General features: G+C 56.0%; 17 protein-coding genes. 7 read left to right on the plus strand and 10 right to left on the minus strand.

The annotated features are described in order from the left end of the window. Positions 1–162: 162 nt before the first annotated feature. The 6 genes from PSH69_RS14555 to PSH69_RS14580 form a co-directional block, all read right to left on the minus strand. Positions 163–1068, minus strand: coding sequence for an AraC family transcriptional regulator (locus PSH69_RS14555; protein ID WP_305412669.1), 906 nt, complete (start codon positions 1066–1068; stop codon positions 163–165). An 80-nt stretch (positions 1069–1148) separates the two neighbouring features. After that, the gene (locus tag PSH69_RS14560; RefSeq protein ID WP_305412671.1) at positions 1149–2030 is read right to left on the minus strand and encodes a phospholipase; all 882 of its coding nucleotides are present in this window, start codon (positions 2028–2030) and stop codon (positions 1149–1151) included. A 189-nt stretch (positions 2031–2219) separates the two neighbouring features. After that, positions 2220–3086, minus strand: a complete 867-nt coding sequence (locus PSH69_RS14565) for a phospholipase (protein WP_305412673.1) — start codon at positions 3084–3086, stop codon at positions 2220–2222. 149 nt (positions 3087–3235) lie between these two features. Next, positions 3236–4531 carry a glycosyltransferase gene (locus PSH69_RS14570; RefSeq protein ID WP_305412675.1) on the minus strand — a complete coding sequence of 432 codons (1296 nt, stop codon included), beginning with the start codon at positions 4529–4531 and terminating at the stop codon, positions 3236–3238. 146 nt (positions 4532–4677) lie between these two features. After that, positions 4678–8469, minus strand: coding sequence for a hypothetical protein (locus PSH69_RS14575; RefSeq protein ID WP_305412677.1), 3792 nt, complete (start codon positions 8467–8469; stop codon positions 4678–4680). 200 nt (positions 8470–8669) lie between these two features. Next, positions 8670–9032, minus strand: coding sequence for a response regulator (locus PSH69_RS14580; protein ID WP_111453626.1), 363 nt, complete (start codon positions 9030–9032; stop codon positions 8670–8672). A 257-nt stretch (positions 9033–9289) separates the two neighbouring features. Here PSH69_RS14580 and PSH69_RS14585 point away from each other — a divergent pair, with 257 nt between their 5' ends. The 4 genes from PSH69_RS14585 (at position 9290) to PSH69_RS14600 (ending at position 15308) form a co-directional block, all read left to right on the plus strand. After that, a complete protein-coding gene (locus tag PSH69_RS14585; protein ID WP_305412680.1) occupies positions 9290–12781 on the plus strand; it encodes a response regulator in 3492 nt (1163 codons plus the stop codon). Beyond that, positions 12781–13593, plus strand: a complete 813-nt coding sequence (locus PSH69_RS14590; RefSeq protein WP_105341841.1) for a protein-glutamate O-methyltransferase CheR — start codon at positions 12781–12783, stop codon at positions 13591–13593. Before PSH69_RS14585 ends, PSH69_RS14590 begins: the two co-directional genes overlap by 1 nt. A 78-nt stretch (positions 13594–13671) precedes the next feature. After that, positions 13672–14886 carry a hybrid sensor histidine kinase/response regulator gene (locus PSH69_RS14595; protein ID WP_305412682.1) on the plus strand — a complete coding sequence of 405 codons (1215 nt, stop codon included), beginning with the start codon at positions 13672–13674 and terminating at the stop codon, positions 14884–14886. Positions 14887–14930: 44 nt separating this feature from the next. Further along, positions 14931–15308: a response regulator gene (locus PSH69_RS14600; protein ID WP_038983388.1), complete on the plus strand. Its 378-nt coding sequence runs from the start codon at positions 14931–14933 to the stop codon at positions 15306–15308. Positions 15309–15337: 29 nt separating this feature from the next. Here the strand turns inward: PSH69_RS14600 and PSH69_RS14605 are convergent, their stop codons facing one another. The 4 genes from PSH69_RS14605 to PSH69_RS14620 all read right to left on the minus strand — a co-directional run bounded on the left by PSH69_RS14605 (position 15338) and on the right by PSH69_RS14620 (position 20679). After that, positions 15338–17008 (minus strand): ATP-binding protein, encoded by a 1671-nt coding sequence (locus PSH69_RS14605; protein ID WP_305412686.1) that lies wholly within the window; start codon positions 17006–17008, stop codon positions 15338–15340. Next, positions 17005–18507 (minus strand): ATPase domain-containing protein, encoded by a 1503-nt coding sequence (locus tag PSH69_RS14610; protein WP_305412688.1) that lies wholly within the window; start codon positions 18505–18507, stop codon positions 17005–17007. The genes PSH69_RS14605 and PSH69_RS14610 overlap by 4 nt, the downstream gene beginning before the upstream one ends. A gap of 140 nt (positions 18508–18647) precedes the next feature. Continuing rightward, positions 18648–19703, minus strand: a complete 1056-nt coding sequence (locus tag PSH69_RS14615) for a tetratricopeptide repeat protein (protein WP_305412689.1) — start codon at positions 19701–19703, stop codon at positions 18648–18650. 76 nt (positions 19704–19779) lie between these two features. Next, entirely contained in the window at positions 19780–20679 is a 900-nt protein-coding gene (locus PSH69_RS14620; RefSeq protein WP_305412690.1) for a bestrophin family protein, read from the minus strand. A gap of 210 nt (positions 20680–20889) precedes the next feature. Here PSH69_RS14620 and PSH69_RS14625 point away from each other — a divergent pair, with 210 nt between their 5' ends. The 3 genes from PSH69_RS14625 (at position 20890) to PSH69_RS14635 (ending at position 23566) form a co-directional block, all read left to right on the plus strand. Further along, positions 20890–23037 (plus strand): FUSC family protein, encoded by a 2148-nt coding sequence (locus PSH69_RS14625; protein ID WP_305412691.1) that lies wholly within the window; start codon positions 20890–20892, stop codon positions 23035–23037. Next, positions 23027–23227 carry a DUF1656 domain-containing protein gene (locus PSH69_RS14630; protein WP_105341827.1) on the plus strand — a complete coding sequence of 67 codons (201 nt, stop codon included), beginning with the start codon at positions 23027–23029 and terminating at the stop codon, positions 23225–23227. Before PSH69_RS14625 ends, PSH69_RS14630 begins: the two co-directional genes overlap by 11 nt. A gap of 180 nt (positions 23228–23407) precedes the next feature. Further along, a complete protein-coding gene (locus PSH69_RS14635; RefSeq protein ID WP_105341824.1) occupies positions 23408–23566 on the plus strand; it encodes a DUF3309 family protein in 159 nt (52 codons plus the stop codon). Positions 23567–23634: the final 68 nt, after the last annotated feature.

Raw genomic sequence — 23634 nt, forward strand, 5'->3', positions numbered from 1 at the left:
CTGTGATCGATACTTTTTTGCACTGGGCTTTGGCGGGGGAGATGCAAGGACAGGCTCTGCAGAGGCGAGCGGTCATTGAATTTGTACAGATTTCATCGCCCTCTTCGCGGGCAAACCTCGCTCCTGCAGAAGCGAGGCTTGCCCGCGAAGGCGATCTAAAATTCAGCCCAGGTTTTGCTCAGTCAACCGCTGCACCGCCAGCCGCCGATAGTGCGACGGCGTCATGCCCTTGAGTTGCTGAAAACGCCGGTTGAAGTTGGAAATATTATTGAAGCCCGACTCGAAACACACATCGGTCACCGTTTTGTCGCCATCGGCCAGCAGCTCGCAGGATTTGCTGATGCGCAGACGATTGACGAACTCGATGAAGCAGCGTCCGGTGGCCTGTTTGAACACTCGGCTGAAGTAGGTCGGCTTCAGACCCAGATGCTCGGCCACCTCTTCCAGCGTTAAATCCCTGGCGTAATGGGCAAAGATGTAATCCACCGCGCGGTTGGTACGGTCGATATTGTGTTCATCGGCCAATTGCGGCGTCGTGGCACCGGACAGCAACTGGTAGTCATCGGACGCCGCCAGCAACTCCAGCAGAATGAAAAAATGCCCGAGCCGGGTCATGCCTTGGGTGTCGGCGATGCGCTGCATCAAGGTCATGGCCTGGCGGATGGTGCGCTTGCAGCGAAACTCGATGCCGTACTGCGCGCGCTCCAGCAAGGGCGCAATTGTCTTGAGTTCGGCGAATACCTGATGGCCGCTTTCGAACAGCTCGTCAGTGAAGTTGACCAGCATGTCGCGCTCGGGTACCACTTCGTCTTCGCCCACCTGGCTGATCCAGTTGTGGGGCAGGTTGGGGCCGGTCAGGAACAGTGTTTCCGGGTAGAAGTTACCGATGTAGTCACCGATGAACACCTTGCCGGAGCTGGCGATGATCAAGTGCAGTTCGTATTCCTTGTGGAAATGCCAGCGCACCAGGGGGCAGGGGAATCCGTGTTGGCGATAGATGATGGACAACCCGTTGTGGTCGTCCATCAATTCGTAGGAAGGATCGGTGACTCTGGCTGTTCGGGTCATGTCAGGGTGCTTTAATTGTTATCGCCCCTTGATCATGCCTCTTTCGGGATGCCTAAGGCCAGCTTGCAACGCGACTGTGCTCAGGCGGGGGCATGCAAGGCATCACCGTATACCGCGTTCATGCTGGTGGCACTCCAGCAGTAACGAACGATTTCGGATTCGTCGAAAAAGTCGGTATTGATGATGCTGCAGCGCGTGACCCAGTCCCGGGTGGGATTGAACCAGTCATTGATGTGGTTTTTGATGTCTTGAGGCCCTCCCAGAAACGCGTAGCTGGTGGCCGATAACGACCATAAAAATGTTTCGTATGGCGCGTCTTTGAGTGTGTTGGAGATATGGGTTTTCAAATCCTCGGTGTCGGTAAACCGCTTGTTGATCCACTTGTGTGCAATGGGCGGCCAGAAATAATTCTCATCCAGTTCCCGCCGTACGGGCGCCGCTAATATCACCCGGCGGCGAGCACTGATCCGCTTGAGCTCGCCGATCGTTTTTGTGGCGTTGTCGGGCGGTATTACTCGTTGTCCGAGTTGGCTGACCAGAAGCTCATTGAGTTTCTGATAGTCAAAGCGTTTGTTACCGTCCCCTAGCTGATGAAAGTCCAAAACCACGAATTCATCCGGATTTCGGTCCAGGAAAGATGAAACTGCGCTGATGAGTTCATCGAGAACCCGATGTGACTGATATCCATTGTGATGGAAATAGAAAATCGACTGATCAGCCCCCTCGGTGTAGCCCAGGCGGATATCGAATGCCCGTGCGCCATTGGACAGTTGCCATGCAAATGAACCGTTTTGACACGTCGTCCAGTTGCCGACGACCACCTCATAATTAGGCGCCTGTTTATCCATGCCGGCATTATGGGCGCCGGGCCAGATAACATCAGTCAGTTTTATACGATCGATGTCGAGGGCATTACTCATCCACTTTTGTTTATCCAGCGTGATTACTGCGTTATGGGTCATGACAGCTCCTTGTCGTAGACTCGTCCCCACCATGGAGGGGACGAGGTCCATGTTTCGGGTGTGGCTGCGTGCCATCCCTCTATTACTCGCCTGCGTAGAAAGACTTTCATGACCCAGCATAGAAGTGCGCGACAGCATTGCCAGTCACGGAAATACTTGCACAAGAAATAACCCTTTAATGGCTCAGCGTTAGTTGGCGCGCTTGGCCGCTTTACTCAGGTTCGCGGTCAGGCAATATGCAACGATGTTGCTTTCTTCAATGAAGTCGACGTTGATAATGTTGCACCGTGTTGCCCAGTCGCTTTTATTCGGGTCAAACCACGAATTAAGCTCATCGTGAATATCTACCGGGCCACCTAGAACGCTATAACTGGTCGCGGACAGGGACCATGGTGCCCATGTGCCTGGCGGGAATTTCAGCACTTTTATAATGTGCTGCTCCAACTCAGCGGCACTGGTGAGGCCGTTGCCAGACCATTTGTGCTCGATCTGTTCAATGAATAGGTTTTGATCAAGGGCTCTGTTCCAGGGGGCTGCGACCAGTATTCTTTGCAAAGAACTGATTTGTTTGAGTTGACGCAGACTCAGCGACCGGTTTTTGCGGGGAATGATCCGATGACCGAGAAAGTGGATCATCATGTCATTAAAATAAGCGAAGTCAAACGTGCTTCCGCTCAGATCGTGAAAGTCCAGGATGATGAATTCATTGGGGTTTTCCTGAAGGAATTTTTCTACATCGGTTACAAGTTGGCCCAGGGTTCGGTCATTGCGATAATTGTTATGATGACAGCGAAATTTTCCAAGTCCCGGCGCGCGGGCGTCGTAAGTCAGGCGAATATCCAGCGCGCGGGAACCGTTGTGTAGCTGGGAATAAAACGATTTATGCTGACAGGCCAGCCAATGGGCTCCAGGGCCTTGCAGCCAAGTGGCTTTCCAGTCGCTTCCGGCGTTATGGGTGCCTGGCAGTGTCAACTCATTGAGCGACAGTGTATCGATTGCCGGCGTGCTGGCCATCCAGTTTCTAAGTGCGTAGTTGCTCTGAACAGTATTGTCCATTTAATGCTTCCTTGCATAGTTTGATAGGTGTTATCGGTTGGCCGAAGTGAGTGGCTGTTACTCACTTCGGTCAATAATTTATAAAGGGAAAGAGTGGGGCGATCAATCGTTGTGATAATGCAAGATATGTGTATTTGGTTGTGCGTGACTTAGGCAGGGTTTCGGTTTTTCGCCTCAATCCATTGCGCCATGTATTGCGTACTTTTATGGTGGTGATGGCGCAACATACTACCGGTAAAGTTATCGCGTCTAAGTTGAGGCAAGTGCTGTTGGCAGTGCAACAACTTCTTGATCAATGCCGGGCCATGTTCCGACGTTTTATATCGATCGGCCAGCAACCTCTGCCCGTGGGACTGGGCCTGCGCCCAAAGCGCTTCATCCTTGTACAGCCGCACCGCACAGTCAGCCACTTCCCGTGCCGTACGGGCCACGGCTCCAGGCCAGGGATGATTGCCGTGCATGGCTTCGGCGCCGATGGGCGTCGTCACCGTGGGGGTGCCACATAACATGGCGTCGACGATCTTGCCTTTGATACCGGCACCGAAGCGTAGAGGCGCCAGACAAATGCGTGCCGCCGACATCACTTGCAAAGCATCTTCTGCCCAGTTCATGACATGAAAACCCTGGGCCGGGTTGTGCAGCGCGGTAGCTTTGGGGGGCGTGTAAGCACCGTAGATATGCAACTGAGCCGTGGGCAGTTGCTCGCGGATCAACGGCCAGATGGCTGTTTTCATCCAGAGCACCGCATCCCAGTTCGGCGCATGTCGAAAATTGCCGATGCTGAGAAAGTGCGCCCGATCTTCAAAGGCTGTCGGCGGCACGCCCTCAGGTTCGACCATCAGCGGACACCAGTGCAACAAGTTGCGCGGCAGCTTGAACTGCTCGACCAGCAATTCGATCTCCACTTCAGAGATCATCAGGTTCAAGTCGCAACGGTACAGCGCAGCAATCTCCCGTTTGGCGAGATCGGTATCAGCCATCAGTTCGAACTCTTCGCGCAACGCCGGCGCGAACAAGTCGCTGAAATCATTGTTGTCGTCACTGGCCTTCAAGCGATCCTTGAGGCGCTGATGCCGGGCGTGCCGCAAGCTTTGCAGATCCGATGTCTCAAGGACACGCAGGGCATCGGGACAGTATTTTTCGACCCGCCAGCCAAACTGCTCTTCCATCATGAACTGATCGAACAGCACTATGTCCGGAGCAAGTTCGCTGACGAAGTCGTCGAAACTGCTGTTGTTCAATTCAATCGGAATTTCACGAATGCCCAACGCCGTCAGATCAGCCCGATGTTCACCGGTGCCGGCCGGGCTACTGAAGGTGACGTCCCAGCCCTGCTGCAAGAATGTCTCAAGGATTTGCATGACGTGCCCACTGGCCGCTGAAGAACGGGGCTCGGGCCAGACGTAACCAATGACCAAGACTTTGGTTGCGTTGGGCTGACTCATGACAGTGTTCCTTGGTGTAGGCGAGGAGAGACGAAGAAAAGGCCGCAATTAAACCACAGGAGGCGATTCCTGTGAGTTTGCGGCCGTTTACTTGAGTCTACGGGAGGTCAGCGACCCCGTTGACAGAGATTTTCTGCCCCAGGCATCTAGGCGAGTGTAGACAGATTAATGATCACAGCCTCCGTGATGTGCTTACCGGTTGCGGTGTCGAACTTGCTCCTCATCCGGCCCAGGTTTTCGAGAAAACGCGGGTAATTGGCCGATCGTTGATTCAGCAAGCCAATAGCCAGGGCGTAAGAGTCGGCGTTCAGGAGTGCAGGAGCCTCGGCAACGATCTTGGGCAAGTCTTTTTTAAGCTGGTTAAACTCACGGAACCCGTTGTGATCGGCATCCCGCAATGTGAAAGGATCTAGTCCTTCCGGATGTTTCGCCAGATTCATCAACTGAGTCACATCGACATCGCCTGCCTTACCAAATTCGGGATCCGGGTTGCCATACATCAGGTCAATCGTACGTTGTGAGCCATGAGACATCTCATGCACCACGCCATCAGCGATCCGTCCTTTGTCGAACCTTTCCTTTTGGAAAAAGTCAGTCATATTGTCCGAGTAGATCTTAATGAATCGACTTTCAACCGAGTCAGCGGAGTAATTCGCTGCTTTCCATCGCGCGAAGGTCTCGGGAAGCATTGCCGCCAGTGCGCCGTCCGAAGGTTTTTTTACAATATCTATGTTCTTCAGGGAGATGTGATTGAGGTCTTTTTTCATTTTGCGTAATGCTTCGGTCAGGTGCTCAACAGTTTGAGTGGAACTGTTGCCGAAGAAATATTTTATTACTGCTTTTACTTCGAAATCAGCACTGTTCGCCACCAGTTGATGCAATGCGGTGTCAATTTTTGTCTGGGCGATCGGTAAGCTTCTTTTGACATAGGCGCAGACGAAACTATCCGGCAGGAGCTTCTTGCGAACGTAGGACTTGAAACTCAAGTCGAAGTTTTTGAGTTTCTTTCCCCACGGCTGCCCCAGCCGGTTGAGAGCGTACCAGTCATCCTGCATACGGACCGCCGACACGACGAAAGAATCTCCAGAGCTACCCAGTGGACGCCAGGTTCCTTGTCCGATATCAGTTCGTTGCGCCGCTTTGATCAAGTCATAAGAGTCAGCGCTGCCGGTCAGTCTTCGAAATTGATGGGTTGCATTTTCCAAAGAGTTCAAACCAGCCCGACTGATACCCGATACACCTTTCTTTAAATACTTTCCGACGCCCAGGATCAGCTCTGGCGTACCGTCCAGCGGGTTGAACACAGAATGGAGAAACCCTAGGCCCAACTTGGCTAGCGCTCTGGTCTTCGAGGCCGTGGAAACGGCCTTTGCCGCGACGCTAACGGCTTTTGCGGCGACGCCAACGACCAGCAAAACGGTCATCGCAAGTTCAAGCGTGCAGGACAACGTACTGCCCCTGTTACGGTCCGGATCGTCGGAGAAGAAGTCTTCGATGCAGGATTTAAAAGGCACAATAATATTAATGAATGTCTCGAATTGTTGTTCTTCTTTTAAGTACCTTTGCTCCAGCGCTGTTCGGCCCCGTGCATCTTCTATCAATTCGGCGTACGTCCAGAGGGGGCGATGCTTCAAAATGAAATTTGTCAGGGTGCTGAATTCTTCGCTTAGATAGCTCTCATAATAACCAGGCTTAACAGTGCGTCTTGTTTTTATCGATGCGTTCAATGATCCCAGTTTTTCAATGACCCCATGACTGGACTGTGTGTTGCCTGGTGGAACTCCATGGGTATAGCTCTCTATATCAGTTGGCAAATTGTGGATTTTTGCAGCTTTGCTCAAACTGTTGATGTGGTCGGTAAAGTCCAGTCTCGCAGGTTGTGCCAGCAGTCCTTCTTTTTGCACAAGTGCTGCCAGTTGCGGGTTCTCCCTGCATTCACCGTGCAAGGTGAACAATTCATAACAATACAGCCGGCCTTCATATCTCGAGCACATCACGACGCCATAGCGACCCGTGGCTTCATCTTTGGCTTTCTGTTTTTCCTGAGGAAACAAATCGGGAGGCTGGATGATGGCAACCGAGGGGCGGATAGTGAAGAAAGTGACTTCACCGCACAGCAAACGAACCCGGTCAGCCGGCGGTAACGCCGACAAAGCCAGATTGACAATACTGGCCATCGCTTTTTCCAATGGCGCATAAGCCTGGTCAAAGCGACGTTTGAAAATCCCCTCCGTAGAGACCAGATTAGGCACAAGGTGCGGAAATCTCTGGTAGAGACTAGGGCTTTTTTTCAAATCCCAGTTCAGTGTCCCCAGATGGTTGGACATGTTGAGCTCTACCATGGACATGGCTAACGGCTCGAAATTGTTGAACTCGTGCCAACCCCGTTGTTTCTCGAACAGTATTTTTTCGTCGATGAAATCGCAGTCCGGCACGATCTGCTCAAGTATCTCCCGGGAAATCGCTTTTCGGCTGGGCAGTGGGGTCGATAACGTGGCGACTGCTTGCGAATAGACATCCGCAAAGGTCTGATAAGCCCCAATGGCACGATCACTAGAACCTTTATAGTCAATGATCACCTGCTCAAGCGTAATCACGTTGTTCAACAGCGCCCAGTCAATAATCGGATCGACTGACAGCACGCTGTGCAGAATCTCCTGCTCCTTGTTGACTGGCTCAATCGCTTCAAGTTGCATGACGTTTGCAAAGGTCATGGAAAGCACGGAACCGCAAGCGTTGGCTTCTGCTATGGCAACGCCCCGACAGAACGTAATCCATTCGGGGGTGCCCAGTCGCAATGATTCGGGCAGATCTCTTACCAGAAATTCGGGTGCCCTGCCTGCCAGCAGCAAGTAGGCGGCGAGAGTACTGGTGTTAGAAGGAATGTCATGCTCACTCTCAAGATGCCGTTCCAGTTCAGTGAAAACCTCTGGAACCGATTTCTCTATGTTTTCAGGCGCATAAAGGTTGTAACCCGCGATGTGATTTCGACGCTCGTCGCCTCCCGCGTCCGGGTAAATGTCGAGAATAATTGCAGTCATGAGCACCTGCTCGAGGTTCAACTCAGAGACGGACTCACCTGATTTGGATCCGTACCAGTCAAGCGCTTTTAAATAACTTTCGGACCAAATTTTGAAATAGGGGTGTACACCCAATTCGTGCAGCAGTTCGCGGCAATTCAATCGGTTTGCTGTTTTCGAACGGTTTCCCAATACAATACTGCACAGGTCCACCAGCAGCTTTCCGCGTCCCCCGATATGCTGAGCGGTCAAGGTACGAATTGTTTGCCTGTCATCCGCCGATAGCACCAAAGCCTTGTCCTCACTGCCTGTGATGGCTTCCCAGTAGTTACCCAATGCCGGGGAAGGGTGGTAGTCAAACTCCAGATGCTTGATCAGGTTTTTAATGCGTTTTACATCTTCGGGCAGTTCGTATTCGTGGAATGTGATCCATTGAGCAACACCCAGCCGATTGTCGAAGAACACCACTCTGTCGATGGTTGCTGCAATATCAGCGATTGCAACCAGATCATCATTGAGATCCGGATCAAGTTTCGTTTTTGCGGTCAATCGTATTTCGCGGCCATTATGGGACGCGATGATGTGTCCGGCATCGACAACATAGAACGAAGCATCAGGATGAACGGCATAGTAGGCGAGCACTTCTTTAAAGGCGGGCTTGTCGATCATGCTCTGCAACATGACAGCCCCGGGGCGCAGTGCCTGTTCGAACGAAGAACCTTCGGTCACTGTAATGAATAGCTCTTCCCAGTCTATCTGCTCATTGTTTTCTTTTCCGGAAATAGCCTTTTTAAGCTGTGCGATGATTTCGCCTCGCTCGATTTTATCGCCCTCAATACCTTGCTTAAGTCGAGGGGTAATATCTTGAGGGCTTGATGGTTGCAAATTATAATTCGCAGCTGTGCGCGGTTGGTTCATTGGTAGTTCCTTCTACTGGTTGTTGCTTAAAGGTGCGGAGATCCTCTTTTAGTTTAAGTTATTGGGCAACTGACATTGTATTAGTGCCTGTTTCAGGTGGGGTCATAAAGTATTTATGGGTGCGGACTGTTCCGTTGCGGAACAACTAAGAAGTACCGCTCTTTTCAGGAGCAGGTGCTTGGCGCGGCTTAAGCGCTTAGTTACGTTTCAAGTATGCCCTTGACCTTATCCCGCAGTTGATCAATCGAGAACGGCTTGCCGATCACATGCATGTCATCAGGCACCTCGATGCTTTCGGCATAACCGCTGGCGAACAGAATCGGCAACTCGGGGCGCAGCATGCGTGCCTGCTTGGCCAGCTCCCGACCGTCCATGATTGGCAGCCCCACATCGGTCATCAGCAAGTCGATGTGCCGATCCTCATCGTTGATGAAATCCAACGCCTCTTCGCAGCCATCGGCTTCAAGTACCCGGTATTCCAGTTCCTCCAGCACATCGACGATCAGCATGCGCACGATGGCATCGTCTTCGACGACCAGGATGGTGGATGCGTTGGTGGACATAGTGGGGTCTCAAAGGTTGGATTTGCGATAGCGTCGATCGAAATCGCCGGGCTCTTGCATGAGTAAGTGACGGATCACGACAAGTTCCCGAGGCGTTACAAAGAACAATAGCCGCACAAGAGCCGCACAGAGTAACCGCTCCTTTGCGCTGGGGCAGTGAAATGCAGGATTTTGCCGAAAAACGTGTCAGAAAAATGGATACCCTCGGCTGATTTGGGGCAGACTCGATGGCTTTCAACAGTTCGACAAGGCTTCCCATGACCTCTGCGCCTGCGGTTGATGAGCAACGATTCCGTAAACTCCTGAGCCGCAACGTCAGCCTGCCGTTGGGTGTCGGTGTCATCAGCGCGGCGTTCTTTGTCTTGCTGATCACCTATCTGCTGTCGGTGATCCAGTGGGTCCAGCACTCGGACCGGGTGATCAATAATGCCAATGAAGCCGTAAAACTGACCGTCGATCTGGAAACCGGTATGCGCGGTTTCCTGCTCACTGGCGACGAGCATTTTCTCGAGCCCTATGAGACGGCCAAGCCAAGAATAACGGTCGCCCTCAATACCTTGCTCGAACTGACCGCGGACAATTCGGTGCAAACCGACCGTTTGCACCGGCTCCAGGCCTTGCAGACGGAATGGGCCAATTACGCGCAATCGATAATCGATTTGCAGCGCGCAGGCGGTGATTACCGCAGCGTCGTCAAGGTCGGGCGCGGCAAACGGTTGACCGATGAGATCCGCAAGCAATTCGAAGACGTGATCGACATGGAGCAGCAGTTGCGTGCCACGCGCAATGAAGAAGTGCGAAGCACCACCATCTGGAGCATCGCCCTGTATCTGTTGTTCGTGGCCGGTATCAGCGGATTGCTGGCCTATGTCGGCCGCCGGGATCTGCTCAACCTGTCCCGCAGCTACAGCGTCAACCTCGCCGCGCAACAGGCCAGCGCCCGGCGTCTGGAACAGCAGGCCTGGTTGCGCAACGGCCAGACCGAACTGGCCGAGCAAGTCCTGGGGCAGTTATCGCTCAATCTGTTGGGCCGCAATATCCTGCAGTTCTGCGCGCAATACCTGGGCAGCGCCGTCGCGGCGATCTATGTCCGTGAGGAGCATGGTGGCCTGAAGCGCATCGCGTCTTACGGTTTCTCCCGGGAACAGGAAGCACTCGAGCAGCAGATTTACAATGGCGAAGGGATTGTCGGCCAGGTGGCGCAACAGGCGCGCCTGATTCGTCTTGATGAGGTGCCAGGGGACTACTTCAAAGTCAGCTCCGGCCTGGGCGAAGGTTTACCACACAGTGTACTGGTGGCGCCGACCAGCAATGACGATCGCGTCAACGGGGTGATCGAACTCGGTTTCCTGCGACCGCTGACAGATCGTGACATCGAGTTGCTCGAACTGGTTGCCGGCAACATCGGCACCTCGATCGAAGCGGCGCGCTATCGCCAGCGCTTACAGGAAGTTCTGGCTGAAACCCAGCAACTCAATGAAGAGTTGCAGGTTCAGCAAGAAGAACTCAAGAGCGCCAACGAAGAGCTGGAAGAGCAGTCGCGGGTTCTCAAGGAGTCCCAGGCTCACCTGGAAACCCAGCAGATCGAGCTGGAGCAAACCAACGAACAACTCGCCGAACAGGCGCAGATCCTGGCCGAGCAACGCGACGCCATGGACCTGAAGAACAGTCAGCTGAATCAGGCCCAGCTTGAGCTTGAGGCCCGCGCTGAAGAATTGCAGCGTGCCAGCACGTACAAGTCCGAATTTCTCGCCAACATGTCCCACGAGCTGCGCACGCCGCTGAACAGTTCGTTGATTCTGGCGAAATTGCTGGCGGAAAACCCGCAGGAAAACCTCAGCGCCGAGCAGGTCAAGTTCGCCGAGTCGATCTATTCCGCCGGCAACGACTTGCTCAACCTGATCAACGACATTCTCGACATTTCCAAGGTTGAGGCCGGCAAGCTTGAGGTGCGTCCGGAGAACACCAGCGTTGCGCGCCTGGTGGAAGGCCTGCGAGGAATGTTCGAGCCGTTGGCCGCGGACAAGAAACTGGATTTTGAAGTCGAATTGCGCGCTGACGCACCGCTGATGCTGTTCACCGATCGCCAGCGCCTGGAGCAAGTGATCAAGAACCTGCTGTCCAACGCGGTGAAGTTCACCGAAAAGGGCACCGTCAGCCTGATCGTCGCGGCTCAGCCAGGCGAGGGCATCGCCTTTATCGTCCGTGATTCCGGGATCGGCATTGCGCCGGATCATCAGGACAGCATTTTTGAAGCCTTCCGTCAGGCCGACGGCACCACCAACCGTCGTTACGGCGGTACCGGCCTGGGCCTGTCGATCTCTCGTGATCTGGCTACGTTGCTGGGCGGCTCCATCAGCCTGACCAGCACGCCGGGGCAGGGCAGTGTGTTCACCCTGGTGTTGCCGCAGCACTACATCGAACCGGGCGATATGCCTGTCGAAACGATGAAAGCCACGCCGGTGGCCATGCCGCAAGCCATCGTGGCTACCGCACCTGTGCCGCTGGTTGCCGAGGTCGAAATCGCGGGTTTCGATGATGATCGCTACAAGGCGCCGTTCGCCACTCGTTGCATCCTGGTGGTGGAAGATGAGCCGGACTTTGCGCGCATCCTCTACGATCTGGCCCATGAACTGGGTTATCAGTGCCTGGTGGCCTACGGCGCCGATGAAGGCTACGACCTGGCCAGGCAATTCATCCCCGACGCGATCCTGCTGGACATGCGGCTGCCGGATCATTCCGGGCTGACGGTGTTGCAGCGCCTGAAAGAGCACGCCGAAACCCGGCACATTCCCGTGCATGTGATCTCGGTCGAAGACCGTGTCGAGGCCGCCATGCACATGGGCGCCATCGGTTACGCGGTCAAACCGACTACGCGCGAGGTGCTCAAGGAGGTGTTTGCCCGCCTCGAAGCCAAACTGACCCAGAAGGTCAAACGCATATTGCTGGTCGAAGACGACGATCTGCAGCGTGACAGCATCGCCCGATTGATCGGCGACGAGGACATCGAAATCACTGCCGTCGGCCTGGCGCAGGATGCACTCGATTTGCTGCGCACCACGATTTTCGACTGCATGATCATCGACCTGAAACTGCCGGACATGCTTGGCAATGACTTGCTCAAGCGCATGTCCTGCGAGGATATCTGCTCGTTTCCACCGGTGATCGTCTATACCGGGCGCAATCTGACCCGGGACGAAGAGGCCGAGCTGCGCAAGTATTCGCGCTCGATCATCATCAAGGGCGCGCGTTCGCCCGAGCGGTTGCTGGATGAAGTGACACTCTTCCTGCACAAGGTCGAATCCCGTTTATCCCATGAACGCCAGACCATGCTCAAGACCGCCCGCAGCCGCGATAAGGTGTTCGAGGGGCGCAAAGTGCTGCTGGTGGACGACGATGTACGCAATATCTTCGCCCTGACCAGCGCGCTGGAGCAGAAGGGCGCGGTGGTGGTGATTGGTCGTAACGGTCGTGAAGCAATTGAGCGATTAAATGAAGTCGAGGACATCGACCTGGTGCTGATGGACGTGATGATGCCGGAAATGGATGGTTTCGAAGCCACCCTGGAAATCCGCAAGGACCCGCGCTGGCGCAAGCTGCCGATCATTGCGGTGACGGCCAAGGCGATGAAGGACGATCAGGAGCGCTGCTTGCAGGCCGGCTCCAACGACTACCTGGCCAAGCCCATCGACCTGGATCGCCTGTTCTCGCTGATTCGTGTGTGGTTACCGAAGATGGAACGCCTCTAATGGAGCGCAGCGAAATCGAATTGAGGTTGCTGATCGAAGCGATCTACCTCAAATACAGCTACGATTTTCGCGATTACTCCGGCGCGTCGATCAAGCGTCGGGTCAACCATGCATTGAGCCAATTCGAGTGCAATACCATCTCGGCGCTGCAAGAGAAGGTCCTGCACGATCCGACCGCATTCATGCAGCTGCTGCAATTGCTGACGATTCCGGTCAGCGAAATGTTTCGCGACCCTTCACACTTCCTGGCGCTGCGTCAGGAAGTGGTGCCACTGCTCAAGACCTATCCGTCGATCAAGGTCTGGATTGCCGGTTGCAGCACCGGTGAAGAGGTCTATTCGATGGCGATTCTGTTGCGCGAAGAAGGCCTGCTGGAGCGCACCATCATCTATGCCACCGATATTAATCCGCGCTCGCTGGATAAAGCCAGGCAAGGGATTTTCTCCCTGCAGAATGTTCGGGCCTACACTCACAATTACCAGCAGGCCGGTGGTCAGCGTTCGTTTGCTGATTACTACACGGCAGCCTATGACTACGCCATTTTTGACAAGAGCCTGTGCGACAACGTGACCTTCGCCGATCACAGCCTGGCTACCGATAGCGTATTCTCGGAAACACAATTAATCTCGTGTCGTAATGTATTGATTTACTTCAATAAAAATCTTCAGGATCGAACGTTCGGCTTGTTTCATGAATCCCTGTGTCATCGGGGCTTTCTGGCGCTGGGCAGTAAGGAAACCCTGGATTTTTCGGCCTACGGCAATCAGTTCGAACCGTTGGTCAAGCAAGAACGGATCTACCGAAAATCATGAACAGTGCAGGTTTTCCGTGTACAGGAGCTATCGTCATCGGTGCTTCGGCCGTCTGCTTGTCGAACTGGAACGTATCGCATGCCAAGTAATATCCAGGCCAAATTACTGATCGTCGACGACCTGCCGGAGAACCTTCTGGCGCTTGAGGCGCTGATCAGGCGTGAAGACCGCCTCGTCTACAAGGCCTTGTCCGCCGACGAAGCCTTGTCGTTGTTGTTGCAGCACGAATTCGCCATGGCCATTCTCGATGTGCAGATGCCCGGCATGAACGGCTTCGAACTGGCTGAATTGATGCGCGGCACGGAAAAAACCAAAAACATCCCGATCGTGTTCGTCAGCGCTGCCGGCCGCGAGCTCAATTACGCGTTCAAGGGCTACGAAAGCGGGGCCGTGGACTTTCTGCACAAGCCACTGGATGTTATGGCGGTCAAGAGCAAGGTCAATGTCTTCGTCGACCTGTATCGCCAAAGCAAGGCGATGATGCGACAAGTCGAGGCCCTGGAGCAAAGTCGCCGGGAGCAGGAGGCTCTGTTCGAGCAGTTGCAGCACACCCGCAATGAGCTTGAGCAAGCGGTGCGCATGCGAGATGACTTCATGTCCATCGTCGCGCACGAAGTCCGTACGCCGCTCAATGGCCTGATCCTCGAAACCCAGTTGCGCAAAATGCACCTGGCCCGGGATAACGCCGCAGCGTTCACCCTTGATAAGATGCACGCCATGGTCGACCGCGATGAGCGGCAGATCAAAAGCTTGATCCGCCTGATCGAAGACATGCTGGATGTCTCGCGCATCCGCACCGGCAAGCTGTCGATCCGCCCCAGTCGGTTTGACCTGGTGCAACTGGTACGCAATCTTTTGCAAAACTTTGCACCGCAGGTCGAGGCGGCAGAGTCCTCGGTCACCCTGATCGCCGACCAATCCGTGTTGGGCTGTTGGGACGAGTTCCGTATCGAGCAAGTGATTTCCAACCTGCTGACCAATGCCTTGCGCTATGGTGCCAAGAGCCCGATCGACGTACGCGTGTACAATCACGCCGGGCAAGCGCGGGTTGAGGTTCAGGATCGTGGTATCGGGATCAGTGATGAGAATCAGCAGCGCATTTTTCAGCAGTTCGAGCGAGTTTCCGCCAGGGCGGTTGTGGCGGGGCTGGGCCTGGGACTGTTTATTTCGGAGCAGATTGTCGCCGCCCATGGTGGCTCCATCACCGTCGAGAGCCGGATTGGCGAAGGCGCCTTATTTCGCGTTTGTCTGCCGCTGCAGGAAAACAGCCAAATGAACGCAACCTCTGAGTGACCATACGGTCGTATCAGCAGCTATTGACCGAACAAAGGTTTTCCATGAGTGAAGATGCACAAGACGTGGTATTGATCGTCGAGGATGACCCTTCGATCCTGATGGTGTTGTCAGCTTATTTGTCTGGTGAAGGTTACCGGGTGCTGCAAGCAGAAAACGGCGAGCAGGCCTTTGAAATTCTGGCGAGTAAACCGCACCTGGACATGATGATCACCGACTTTCGCCTGCCTGGCGGGATTTCCGGTGTGCAGATTGCCGAGCCTGCAGTGAAATTGCGACCGGAGCTCAAGGTGATCTTCATCAGTGGTTACCCGCAGGAGATCCGCGAGACCGACAGCCCGATCACCCGCAAAGCACCGATCCTGGCCAAGCCATTCGATCTGGATGTGTTGCAACAGATCATGCAGGACATGCTGTCCTGAAGCTGCGGCAGCTCCTATGCAAGAGTGCTTCAGATTCTGATCATTTCCCGCACCTTCGCCGTCAGCAGGTCGAACGTGAACGGCTTGGTGATCATCTGCATGCCGGGGTCAAGAAAACCACCGCGCACGGCAGCGTGTTCGGCATACCCGGTGATGAACAACACTTTGAGGTCGGGCCGGTATTGGCGGCCGATTTCCGCCAATTGTCGGCCGTTCATCCCGGGCAATCCCACATCGCTGATCAACAGGTCGATACGCTGCCCGGAATCGAGAATCGGCAGCGCGCTGTCGGCATCGCCCGCTTCAACGAAGGCGTAGCCCAATTCACTCAATACGGCGCTGACCAGGACTCGTACCGCGGGATCGTCCTCGACGATCAGCACGGTTTCGCCTTCCCTGGCGTAAGGCGCGTGTTGCAGATCGACTTGTGTGTCTTGAACGAGCTCACCCCGAAAACGCGGTAAAAACAGACTGACCGTGGTGCCTTTTCCGACGTCACTGTGGATGGTGACGTGGCCGCCGGACTGTTTGCTGAAACCGTAAATCATTGACAACCCCAGGCCCGTGCCCTGGCCGATGGGTTTGGTGGTGAAGAACGGGTCAAAGGCCCGGTTGATGGTGCTTTCCGGCATGCCGTAACCGGTATCGGTGACGCTCAGGGCGATGTAATCACCGGGTTGGAGATTGTCATGGGCTTGGGTGTATTGCGCATCCAGATGCTGGTTGGAGGTTTTGACCAGCAGTTTTCCGCCGTCGGGCATGGCATCCCGGGCATTGAGTACCAGGTTGAGCAGGGCGCTTTCGAGTTGGTTGGGGTCTGCCTCGGCCACCCACAGCTGGTCGTCCAGTTGTATTTCCAGGTGAATGCTTTCGTTGATGCTGCGTTGTAACAGTTCATCCATGGATGCCACCAGGACGTTCATCTCCACGGGTTTTGAATCCAGCGACTGGCGTCGGGAGAACGCCAGCAGTCGGTGAGTCAGGCCCGCCGCGCGGTTGGCGGACGTCACCCCCAGGTCGATCAGGCTGTCCAGGTCCTCGGTGCGCCCTCGGGCCAGGCGTCGACGCAGCAGCTCCAGGCTACCGATGATGCCGGTCAGCATGTTGTTGAAATCATGGGCGATGCCGCCGGTGAGTTGACCGACCGCTTCCATTTTCTGCGATTGTCTGAGGGCTTCTTCGTTGTGACGCAATTGTGCCGTGCGTTCTTCGACCTGTTGTTCGAGGGTTTCCAGAGTATTTTGCAGGCGCAGTTCGCTTTGGCTCAGATCAATCAGTCGGTCCCGGGCTTCATACTGCCGTCGTCGCCCGCGCAACGCGGTGGTGACCAGGCTGATCAGGGTCACCGGATGAAATGGCCGCTCGAGAAACGTTACATTGCCCAACTGAGGGCCGAGCCGCGATGCCGGGTTCTGTTCCGGGCCTCCGTGGTGGGTCAGCAGTACGATCGGCAGGTCGGACCATGCCGGTTGCTGCTCGATCAGACCGAGCAGCGGTTCCAGGTCTGCGCCCAACAAGGCTTCGGACGCGATCACCAGCAATCCGGCGCCTTGCTCAAGTTCACTGCACAACGCAACAAGATCCGGGGTGATGATCCCGTCGAACCCGGCTTCGTTGAGTATCATCAGCGCGATCTGGCTGTCGCGTCCCACCGGCGCAAGAATGATTGCGCGTTCGGACATCGCCTCGATGACGGTCACTTGACGTCTTCCTGAAGCAACGGATTACTCGCGCCCATGTAAGTCGGCACGCCGCGCAACACACCCTGGAATGCATCCAGCGGCTCACCGATGGTGATGCCCTGGCTGCTGATGCGGTATTCGCGAATGGTCGATTCGTGGCTGCCGGTGCGTTTCTTGATGATCGAGATTGCCCGGCGAACCTTGCCCAGCGCCTCGAAGTAGCGCAACAGAATGACGGTGTCGGCCAGATAGGTAATGTCGACGGGCGCCTGCATGTCCCCGACCAGCCCATGCTGAGCGACGGTCATGAACGTCGCGGCGCCCTGACGATTGAGGTACAGCAGCAACTCGTGCATGTGCAGCACCAGCGCATTTTCCTCGGGCATCGCGGCCTGATAGCCGTTGATGCTGTCGATCACCACGGTTTTGATCTGGCCCTCATCGACATAACGGCGAACCCGGTGGGAGAACTCGCCGGGGGACAATTCGGCGGCGTCCACTTGCTCGATCATCAGGTTGCCGGTGTCTTGCAATGCCTGAAGGTCGATGCCGATGTTTTTCATCCGTTCGAACAGCAGTCCCAGCTCTTCATCGAAGATGAACAGCGCGGCCTTCTCACCACGGGCCACGGCCGCAGCGGCGAAGATCATCGAGATCAGCGATTTGCCGGTCCCGGCCGGACCGAGAATCAACGTGCTGGAGCCCGTCTCGATACCGCCACCGAGCAGGGCGTCCATTTCCGTGATGCCACTGGTCAACTGCTGGCGGGTATAACGCCCGCGGTGTTCGGCCGCGACCAGGCGCGGGAACACATGCACGCCGTCGCCCATGATGGTGAAGTCATGGAAACCACCACGGTATTTCTGGCCGCGGTACTTCACCACGCGGATGCGCCGGCGTTCGGCACCGTAGTTGGGCGTCAGCTCTTCGAGACGAATCACTCCATGGGCCACGCTGTGCACGGTTTTGTCGAGGGATTCGGTGGTCAGGTCATCGAGCAGCAGCACCGTGGCGTCATACCGCACGAAGTAATGCTTGATGGCCAGAATCTGCCGGCGATATCGCAAAGAACTCTGGGCCAACAGACGGATTTCGGACAGGCTGTCGAGCACCACGCGAGTCGGCTTGACCCGTTCGACCACTTCGAAAATCTGTTTGGTGGTTTCACCCAGCTCCAGGTCCGAGGAGTACAGCAGGCTCTGCTGATGCTCGGCATTGAGCAGGCTTTCCGGCGGCGTCAACTCGAAGATGTGGATGTTCTCATCGAGCTCCCAGCCGTGAGACAACGCGCCCTGGCGCAGCTCGCGCTCGGTTTCCGACAGCGTGATGTACAACGAGCGTTCGCCGGCACAGGCGCCAGCCAACAGAAAATGCAACGCGACGGTGGTTTTGCCGGTTCCGGGTTCACCCTCCAGCAAGAACAGATGGCTGCGGGACAATCCACCGGCCAGGATGTCATCCAGACCTTCGATACCGGTACCGGCTTTTGCGCTGATCAACTCGTTAGATGTAGTCAAAAAATGCCCTCTCATGACTAGGGGAAGCGAGGCAGCAGGCTTCAAGTGCCTGAAATGGGCTGCCTGATCACTTGACCTTTCGTCGAGTCGGCGGTTCAACCTTTTCTTGCTCTGATTTGTAGCGGCTACCGAGAGATCGTTTATAGCCCTTGCTGCAACGCCGGATCATCCGGATTGAGCTGCTCGAGCTGCGCCAACAGGATCTGTACGTTCTGCAACTGCCCGCTTTCCTTCCAATAGTTGATCAACAGCACGCGCGCCTTGCGATCGGCCGGGTGGCGCTGGACGATTTCCTGCAGCTGTTTCTGCGCGGCCTCCAGCTCTTGCTCGCCATGCAACGTGGTGGCCAGGTCGTAGCGGTAATCCTTGTTGTCGGGTTCAAGCTCCACGGCTTTGGACAGCCCGAGCAACGCGAACTCACTTTGCCCGTGATGCAGCAACCAGAGCCCCAACGCATGCTGCAGATAGGCCGAATCGGGCTGGGCCTTTAACTGTTTCGCCAACAATTGCTGGGCGGCATCGCTTTGGCCCTGTCGATCCAGCACGTCAATCTGCATCACCAGGGCCGGCAAGTTGCCGGGCGCCAGTTGCAACGTGCGCTCCAATGCCTGCTGCGCGTCCTTCAGTTCGACATTGTGCAAATGCAGGCGTGCCAGCTGGTACTGGGTGTCGGCGTTTTCCGGCTGCTGCTTGAGGACCTGTTCCCAAGCATCAATGGCTTGCTCCAGAGGGCCGAAATACAACCCCAGCTCATCCGGGGACAGCCCCAGCAGGGCGTTGACCGCCGCAAACCGAACGCTTGGGTCGCTGTCATCGAGCAAGGGCCCGAGCAACAGACTTCGCTGTCCATTGGGCACTAAACCGCTGATGCTTTTGATCGCCGCGATGCGTACATCCGCCGATGGATGTTGCAGGTCCGCATCCGCCAGTTTCAGGGCTTGCGGGCTGGGGTAGTTGGGCAGTTCGGCATGCAGCCAGACGCGGCGCTTGTCGGACAGGTCAGGGCGGCCCAATTGCTGGTAAAGAACCCGCGCCGCCCCCGGTTGCCCCGTGCGTGCCTGGGTCAGCGCTTCGCTGTAGCCGCGTCGAATTGCCTCCGGCACCACAGGCGTCGTGCTGCGCAAAAAAAACCAGGCGAGGGCGAGGGCAAGCAGTGCACAGAGGCTGATGAGCAGATAGCGGCGGGACTGAGGCATGCAGGGATCCGGAAGCTGACAGGTTTTTACAAAGTCACCAGCTTCGGTCAGGCCGGGCTGTGAGTCAAACCTTGGCTCAGTTCAGCACGTAGTCGTCTGGCTCAAGGGCCGCTGGCAAGTCGGTTTGCCCCAGCGCTGCCAGCACTTCGCGCTCCAGTGTGCGCAAAATCGCATTGCACGGCAGATCGTTCTCATCGAAACCGAACGGGTCTTCCAGGTCGTCGCCGATTTCATCGAGGCCGAAAAAGGTGTAACTGACAATGGCGGTGATCACCGGAGTCAACCAGCCAAGGGGTTCGGCCATGGCGAACGGCAACAGGATGCAGAACAGGTAGATGGTGCGGTGCAGCAACAGGGTGTAGGGGAAGGGCAGCGGCGTACTTTTGATGCGTTCGCAACTGGCCTGGACCTGACTGAGGCTGACCAGTCGCGTTTCCAGTTGGGTATAACGCCACTCGCTGATCTGACCGCGTTCGGCGAGGGCCGAGCACCGGACGCCGATCCGCTGCAAAACCGCGTCAGTGATATTCGGGTGCCCTGCGTCCGGGGCGTCCTGCGTCCACGGTTTGATGGCACTCATCTCGTTTTCAACGCGCAGGCGGGCGATCAGGCCATGGGCGAATCCGCAGAGTTCACGCAGCATAAGTTCACGTTCGGCCGCCGCCATCAGACCCTGGGTTTGACGAATCAACGATCGCACTTCGATGATCAACTGCCCCAGATGCTTGCGGCCCTCCCACCAGCGGTCGTAGCAGGCATTGTTGCGAAAACTCATGAAGATCGACAACGACAGCCCCAACAGGGTGAACGGCGTGGCGTTGACCTTGGAGAAATACGCCGGGTGCCAGATCTCCACCAGCACGATTACCGACGCCAGCAGGGTCACCAACAGACTGCGCAAGGCAATGCGCTTGGCAATCGAGCCTTTAAGGGAAAACAACATGCCGAGCAGATTCGGCTTGGGACGCACAATCATGGGCAGGGGCTTTATAGAGAGAGTGATGCTTGCGCAGCGATTTCAGCCTAGGGGCATGGGGGGATCCTGTCCAATCGCTTTGGCTGACGAAGTGATCGACAGGCTCTATCAGCGCAGGCGTGTCCATCGGCGAAATGGCCTACAGGTCTTGTCGACATTGAAACTCGTCGTAGCAAGGAAGCAATGACTACGCTTGCAGGAGATGACTCGATGAGCGCTCCCATGCAACCGCTGCTTCAATACTTCAAGGCGATTCTCAACCCCGGACGCGAGGTGCTGCTGTTTGCCCTGAGAACCATCGTGGCCGGGTTGCTGACGCTGTATCTGGCCTTTGTGTTCGACCTCGACCAGCCCAAGTGGTCAATCATGGCGGTGATCATTGTCAGTCAGCCTTTGGGCGGCATGGCCCTGGCCCGAAGTTTCGGCCAGATCATTGGCACCACGTTGGGCGCGGCAGTCGCGGTGTTGATCATGGCCATTTTCCCCCAGGCGCCGCTGCCCTTCATCATCACCCTGGCCTTATGGCTGGCGCTGTGTACCGCCGGTGGCACCTTGTTGCGCTACACCAGTTCCCAGGCGTTTGTCCTGAGCGGTTACACGGCGGTGGTGGTGGCATTGCTGGCGCAACCCGACCAGGAGGGCACGTTCCTGCTGGCCGTCACCCGCGTGACTGAAACATTATTGGCGGTGGCCTGCGTGTGTGTCGTCAGTCTTCTGACCGCGCGACCGGAGGCGGTGGCCCGGGGTTACTTCGCCAAGATCGATCAAGTGATCAAGCTGCTCGCGACTCACGCGGCAGCGGTCATTCGAACCGAGGAAAGCGAGGCCGATTTCCACCAGCGGCAAATGCAATTGTTGGGTGAGATCAGCGCCCTTGAAGGGCTGCGTCGGCATTTGTACTTCGATGCGCCACGGTTGCGCAGTGCCGATAGCCTGGTGCAGTTGCTCGGCAATCAACTGGTGCTGCTGACTTCGCGGCTGACGGCATTGCGTCACCAGCGGCAACTGCTCACCGAGCGCTGGATAGGCGCGTTGCCGGAAGAAATACAACATTTGCGTTCCGAGGAACTGGCGTTTCTCGATGAATTGGCCGTGCAAGGGCGCTCATTGTCGAACGAGGCGCGGCACCATTTCGGCGCGCTGCAACAGCGCTTCGATGACCAGGCCTACAAGGCCGAACAACTCACTGAGACGATGCCTGCCACCCTGCGCTCACTGGCCTGGGCATTGCGCTGGGAGCAGGCGCGGATGTTGGAGCAACTGGGGCAGATTCTGGAACTGAGTGACGCGATCCAGGACGGACGTGAAGCCAGTTGCGTGTTCCGCGGCCAGGAAAACCCGTTGCATCTGGACTTCACGTTGGCGGCAATGAACGCAATCCGGGCATTTACCGCGTTGCTGGTGGCCGGTCTGATCTGGATCGAGACCGCTTGGGATGGGGCACGTGGCGGGATGATCGTGGTGGGGATTCTCTGTTCGCTGATGGCGACTTTTCCGCGACCGTTGCTGGCCAGTCAAAGCTTTGCCAGGGGGCTGGGTCTGGCCTTGGTGGTGTCGGCGCTCTATCTGTTCATGCTGATGCCGATGATCAGTGATTTCGAGTTACTCGCTTTGCTGCTGGCCCCATTGCTGTATGCCGTCGCGGTGGGGCTGGCCAGCCCGCCAACCACCGGCACGGGTATTGGCCTGGGACTGACCACCTTGCTGTTGCTGGGCCCGCAAAATGTCGGAATCGGACAAAACAGTGCCATTCAATGGTTCGAGTTTGCCGGTGCGTATATCAGTGCAGCCGCGATGGCGCTCAGCGTGTACGCCTTGATCTTCCCGTTCAGGCCCGATTTGCGAATGCGCCGGCTGTTCAATGAAAGCTGCGAGCAGGTCTACGCTTTGTTGAAGACGCCGGCCACCGATGAACAGCAATTTGCGTTTGAAAGCCGCATGGTCGATCGCCTGACCATGATGCTGGGACTGTTGCCGGCGACCAACGAAAAACATTCCCGCGAGCTGTTCGAAGTCAGCCTCGGGTGCATGGCACTGGGGGTGGCTTTGAACCAGCTCAGGCAACAGGGGCAAAGCAATACGTTGTTGAGTACGCAACAACAGAACCGTTTGCTGGCGGCTGTCCGAGAGACAGGGCGATTGATCGCCGGGCGACCCGGGGTTGACCTTGAGCAGTTGCTCGGAAGCTTGCATGTCTTGGGCGATGAAATGGACGACTTGCATCTAGACGTACATGAACACCTGTGGTCGGTATTCAGGATGCGCGTGGCGTTGTTGATCGTGGTGTCGTTTCTGGAGCGTCATCGTAAATACTTCCAACCCGCAGACAAGGAAGGAGTGCCAGCCCTTGCCCATTGATCTGGAAGTGGGGGGCGTCTATTTGCCGCCAATCGCCCAGGCCCTGTTGCTGGCCTTGCCGATTTTTCTGCTGTTGGACTGGATCTTGCGCCGCATTGGGGTACTGCGTTTTGTCTGGCATGAAGCCCTGTTCGAAGGCGCGTTGTATGCCTGCGTATGCGCAACGTTGATTCTGGTGATGGGCGCCTGAGCTGTAATTTCAACTGGGGTCATTAACGTTGAACCGCGCATCAGCTTCTGAGCGGACTCTGTGCGTTGGCGTACAGACTCGTGCCTGTGAATACATTCAATCTCGGCTCTGTCAGATTGCTGGACGCGCTTTGAGCGATAGTCAACCAGCCAGTTTCTTCATGCGTCCGAGGAGATAGCCATGAGCTTGGGCACAATCCTGTTAATTATTCTCATCCTGCTGTTGATCGGTGCGTTCCCGAGTTGGCCGCATAGCAGGAGCTGGGGATACGGGCCAAGCGGTGGGTTGGGCATTGTGGTGATCATCGTCATCGTGCTGCTGCTAATGGGGCGACTTTGATTGACTGGCGCCGGGCTTGGCTGAACAGCGGCATGTTGCTGTTTCGAGCCCCTTGCCGCCTTGTCTGA

The sequence above is a fragment of the Pseudomonas sp. FP1740 genome (assembly GCF_030687165.1).
Taxonomy (GTDB): Bacteria; Pseudomonadota; Gammaproteobacteria; order Pseudomonadales; family Pseudomonadaceae; genus Aquipseudomonas.